This window comes from Paenibacillus sp. N119s (genome assembly GCF_059447605.1).
Genome location: NZ_JCAJRU010000303.1, coordinates 1 through 5,027, shown reverse-complemented (window position 1 = coordinate 5,027; position 5,027 = coordinate 1). Strand labels below are relative to the sequence as shown.

The window sequence follows — 5,027 nt, the reverse complement described above, 5'->3', positions numbered from 1 at the left end:
TAATAATATAACGCATTTTGATACCTTCTTTCCTAGTGATAATTTTCACAAGGAAAGAATATCATAGGTTGACGCAAGTGTGTAATTACCTTATGTTATGATTTATAAAAAACATTTATTACTAAAAGGGTGTTTCAAATGAATATTCAACAACTAAAATGCTTTGTTTCTCTTGCTGAGACACTTAACTTTTCAACAACTGCGAATAAATTAAATTTGACACAACCTGCTGTGAGTCACAACATCAAAAGCTTAGAAAATGAATTGGGAATCGTTTTAGTCGTTCGGAACAAAAGAACTGTCAATTTGACTGTAGCCGGCAATAGTTTTTATGAAGATATTGAAGGGCTTCTATTTAGATTAGACCAATCCATAAAGAAAGCAAAACGACTTTCGGAAAAATATGATAGTACCTTAATCATTGGCTACACCGAGACTGTTTTTGAGAAGAAAGTTTTGCCGGATATTATTAAGCGATTTAAGGAAAAATATCCACAGATTCAAATTCAGTTAAAAAAATCCAATTTGACTAGAGAAAAAGATGACTTATTAAACCAAAAGTTTGATATTATATTTACTACAGAAGATAATTTAGGAAAGGACATTGATTTTTGCTTTTATCCCGTTCTTAAAGGCTCGTATGTTTGTGTTTTGCCCCAAAATCATCCTCTTGCGAATGAACGTGAACTAAACTTCGAACAATTAAATCATAAATCGATCATTTTATTTAACGAGCACCAATCCCCTCCAACACTAAAAAGCATGCACAGGAAAATTATTGAGAATTGTCCTGATTCAAGTTTTACCTACGGAGATACCATAAATACAATAAACACCATGATAAAAAGTGATCTTGGTGTTTCGATTCTGCCGAATTTCGTGGTTGTTGAGGATAACGAGATCTCGTTTGTTCCTTTAAGCTACACTGAAGAAGTGATTTATGGTGTTGCTTGTCTTCGAGGTGAAGAGCGCTTAGAAGTAAAGCGATGGATTTCAACTTTAAAAGAATTACTCACCTGAACCCAGTTCTTCGCTCACAATTGTTTATAAACTCGCATCTTGTGAACAAACAGCAGGGGCAGTCTGGGAAATTAAGGACCCAACTGCCCCTGCTGTTTGTGTAGCCAGTGTAATCAGGTATGAGGTTATAGGGTGGAAGTGTTACTTGCTTTTGTCGGTATCTCCTTGTAATTAGTTATACGATTGCGCCCATGCCACTTAGAGTAGTAAAGTGCTTCGTCTGCTTTTGCGATGAGCTCCTCTGGAGCACTGTTGGCATCAGGATAGCAGATTGAGACACCAATACTAACCGTAATCACATTTTTCATGCATCCGTTATGCGGGATTGCAGCATTTTCTATGCTTAATCTCAGATTTTCGGCCATTTGCACCGCTTGTCCGGTACTCATAGCTGGCAGGATTACCGTAAATTCTTCCCCTCCGTAACGAGCAAATGTGGCTGCCGGATGATTGAGGGCCTTTTTGGCAATGGACGTTACTTTTCGCAAGCAATCATCCCCGGCTTGATGTCCGTATAAATCGTTGTATGCTTTGAAGTGATCAATATCAAAGAAAAGGAGAGACAGCCCTGTCTGATGCTGCATGGCGTGTTCCCATTCATGCTTAAGCATTTCATCAAAAAAACGGCGATTTGCAATTTTGGTTAGGCCATCGAGCAGGGAAAGCTGCTTTAATTGGTCCTCCATTTTCTTCCTTTCGGAGATATCCGTAGCACTCCCAATGACCCCAACCATCTTCCCATCCAGTAAAAGCGGCGATAATGTCATCAATACCGTTAGTCTGGCACCGTCTTTTCGGATATATGACCACTCACGTGCTTCGGATACATGTTCTGACGCTCCATAAAAAAACACATTGATTCCATGAACAGGTTTCCCAATTTTTTCGGATAGCTCTTGCCCGTAAGTCTCGACTTCATTCGCGTCGTGAAAGATCAGAGGGGATGCCTTGCCAATCAGCTCGTCGGACCGGTAGCCAAGCATTTTTTCGGCCCCCTTATTGGCATGTGTTATCTCTCCCTGGTAATCAAAGGCTACTATAGCCGTGCCTACTGCGGATTGAAAAATCGCCTCTTGAAGGGCATGGAGGGAACGGTACTTTCGCTCGCTGTGCTCTAATTGTATAGTTAATTGATTTGTCGTAGAAAAGAAGGCAATTAGCGATGCTGTAAAAAGTCCGCCTAAACCGACAAATGCTAAATAGGAATAGGTATCGTTTGTAATCCCCCTCAAGAGCGATACAACGGTTATGAGCGTCATGCTCAGCAGAACTGAAAGCAACCAGCGGAGACTATAGCTTTTAACAATACGCATAATCATCCCGCTGCCGATGGCAGCTAATGTAATCGAAAACAACGGCATGATGCTGGTAAGCAGAGGTGTAAAGGTTTCCATTAAGGTTACCCGGCCAAACACAAAAAATACGACGGTCACTAAAGAAGCAGGCAGACCCCCAAAGTAAGCGGAACTGATGACAACGATATGCCGGAAATCGATAAAGGACGTTCCGTTAACCTGATAACTGAACAACAGAAGAAAAAGAGCGCAGCAGCCGTGCATAATTCCTATAAGCAGCTTGAATCGCAAGGTCCGATGATCTTTCATCAAGTAGCCCCTGAATAAATGGTTGAAGAGAAAAAGGAACGCTGTTAACAAGGCGAAGTTCGCAATCATATATCTAAACATAGGAAGCCCTTCCATATCATGTTTGTCTATTGTCGATGTTACTCTCGTTAGTAATAGTAGCAGACTTTCAATTAAACAGCGGTATTACTCATTAATCAGCTACCGCCTGAAGTATGTATTTGACAACAGGGCGGGAGATACTTCCTGCCGGATTTTAGCGAAACATAGGATTAGTGGATAATGGGATGTTGAACTACTATTCTCGGAACTAACACGAACATTTTAGGACAAATCACACAAAAATCCAAGGGGGCTGCTAATGAACTATAACTTTAAGGAAATGAATGGGGAATTGTTTTTATTTTTGAACAAGCTTATTATGGAATACTTATCGAATGAAAGCGGACTTACGACTGTAAACACGGTCAAGAGATTCGCCAGGATTCGAAACTCTAGCATTAAATTACAGCCTTCGGGATAACCGGTTTTGCAGAGCAATTGTAAATGGATTTGCCACGCTGATTCATAGGGGCTCTTTTAACGAGCAGCTGACAGTTAGATATTCACCTATGTTCGCTTGACTGAGTATTTTATGGTGAAGTCACTTCAACAAATACTGGAGGAAAATGCGTGGGATACTATGTTAATGTAGAACCGGGCGTAAATTTATATGTGGAAGATTTAAATCCTGAGGGTAGCAAGACCATCGTTTTTTTACATGGCTGGCCTTTGAGCCATAAACAGTTTGAATATCAGTTTAATGTTCTTCCTGCAAAGGGGTACCGCTGCATAGGAATAGACTGGAGAGGTTTCGGCAATTCAGATAAACCCTTTCACGGCTACACATTGGACCGACTGGCAGATGATATTCGCAATCTAATCGGCGCCCTTCAATTAAATAACTTTATACTTGTGGGTCACTCTACAGGTGGAGCAATTGCAATTCGATATATGGCTAGGTTCAAGGGTTATGGAGTATCTAAGCTTGTTCTTATAGACGCTGCGGCTCCCGTGGGCTTTGCTGATAAAGAAGCCGCCAACCAAATGCTGAATGAAACATTAAAGGATCGCCCCAAGATGATACGGGGATTAATAGACAGTTTTTTCTTCCAGTATATAACAGATCCGCTCTCAGATTGGTTTTTTCAGTTGGGATTACAGGCAGGAGGCTGGTCAACTGCGGCTGTCATAGTTATGTTAAGGGATGAAAATGTATATGGTGACCTGCCCCAAATATCTGCCCCTACGTTAATTGTCCACGGTATTCACGACCAAGTGATTCCATTTGCACAGGCCGAGGAACTCAATCAAAACATAAGAAATTCACAGCTTGTCCCGTTTCAGTACAGCGGTCATGGCGCATTTTGGGAAGAGCGTGACAGGTTCAACCATTTGTTGAGGCAATTTATTGGATAGTACCGATAAGCGCTGTTTTTTGATTCACTCCCTCTTGCGCAAGAGCGAAGCGAAAAAGAAGTTAACCGTAGTGTTCACAGAAAGATAAAAGCCTGAGAAACGATCTGTTGAAAGCAGGTTGTTTCTCAGGCTTCTTACATTTTTCGCAACCTCTGTTGCAGCTACTACAGAATCCGGATTTATTGCTCCGGTATAGACTTTTGCGCTTCTTTTTAAAAGCTCAAGAGCTAAATGCTTTACAAAATCCTCGATTGGAGCCGCTGGGCCTCATTCCAGCCTTGGAACTGACCGGGTTGCCTCAAGAGAGTTTCTGTCTACGGAGCCGATTATCAGAGCCGCATCCATTCGTCAATAGTACTTTTCCTCAGCAATTCGTTGGAGTTCAGATATAGGTAGTAAACAAAAAAGAAGTCAGTACAGATATGCTCTGTTACTGGCTTCTTTTTTTAATTACGTCTAGGCTGCGTTCGGTACGAACTTAACCAATAACGACAAATGAGGATACGCCAGCAGGTACGGATCTAACGCGGTATAATACTCCATCATCTCTAAAAGTGCGCAGAATATAAGCTTGGTTCGTAGGTGTGCGGACCCTGCTGAATCGAGCAGTACCAAAACTGTCAAAGCCTGCAGCCTGGACGAAAGTTCCATCTAAACGGCGAAGTGTAGCGAAAAATCCGGTTGTGTTAAAAGGTACACCATCATTGTTAGCCCAGATAACTGTAAATCGACGAAATGTTTGTGTTGGGCTGACATTGCGATATCTCGTAATAGGAACTTTTCTGCCCGTAGATTTCAGCGTTTTTGGAGGACGAATGGCCACTAAAAATCAACTCCTTTGTTGTGATGAGATATTAAATGCACACAAAGGAGCGTTGGACCGTGCTATAAACTACTCTACCTTAAAATAGGCATATAACGAACCCGAACGGGTACTCTGTATACACGATAGTCCGATATGAGACA

At 41.5% G+C, this 5,027-nt stretch carries 5 protein-coding genes; 3 read left to right on the top strand and 2 right to left on the bottom strand.

The window, feature by feature from the left end:
• Nucleotides 1-138 precede the first annotated feature (138 nt).
• On the top strand, nt 139-1,020 hold the full coding sequence (locus AC5V8P_RS23280) for a LysR family transcriptional regulator (protein ID WP_063206750.1): 882 nt from the start codon (nt 139-141) through the stop codon (nt 1,018-1,020).
• 125 nt (nt 1,021-1,145) lie between these two features.
• Here AC5V8P_RS23280 and AC5V8P_RS23275 read toward each other — a convergent pair whose 3' ends face one another.
• Nucleotides 1,146-2,693, bottom strand: a complete 1,548-nt coding sequence (locus AC5V8P_RS23275; RefSeq protein WP_495473910.1) for a sensor domain-containing diguanylate cyclase — start codon at nt 2,691-2,693, stop codon at nt 1,146-1,148.
• Between the two features lie 271 nt (nt 2,694-2,964).
• Here AC5V8P_RS23275 and AC5V8P_RS23270 point away from each other — a divergent pair, with 271 nt between their 5' ends.
• The gene (locus AC5V8P_RS23270; protein WP_155762505.1) at nt 2,965-3,126 is read left to right on the top strand and encodes a hypothetical protein; all 162 of its coding nucleotides are present in this window, start codon (nt 2,965-2,967) and stop codon (nt 3,124-3,126) included.
• A 149-nt stretch (nt 3,127-3,275) separates the two neighbouring features.
• Nucleotides 3,276-4,061 (top strand): alpha/beta fold hydrolase, encoded by a 786-nt coding sequence (locus tag AC5V8P_RS23265; protein ID WP_063206756.1) that lies wholly within the window; start codon nt 3,276-3,278, stop codon nt 4,059-4,061.
• Between the two features lie 478 nt (nt 4,062-4,539).
• Here AC5V8P_RS23265 and AC5V8P_RS23260 read toward each other — a convergent pair whose 3' ends face one another.
• Complete coding sequence (locus tag AC5V8P_RS23260; RefSeq protein ID WP_064795607.1) at nt 4,540-4,884, bottom strand: hypothetical protein; 345 nt, start codon at nt 4,882-4,884, stop codon at nt 4,540-4,542.
• Nucleotides 4,885-5,027 lie beyond the last annotated feature (143 nt).

What these genes read in the sequence shown, in the direction of transcription:
- AC5V8P_RS23280 (WP_063206750.1), top strand. Translation starts at nt 139, where the DNA reads ATGAATATTCAACAACTAAAATGCTTTGTTTCTCTTGCTGAGACACTT.
- AC5V8P_RS23275 (WP_495473910.1), bottom strand. Translation starts at nt 2,693, where the DNA reads ATGATTGCGAACTTCGCCTTGTTAACAGCGTTCCTTTTTCTCTTCAAC.
- AC5V8P_RS23270 (WP_155762505.1), top strand. Translation starts at nt 2,965, where the DNA reads ATGAACTATAACTTTAAGGAAATGAATGGGGAATTGTTTTTATTTTTG.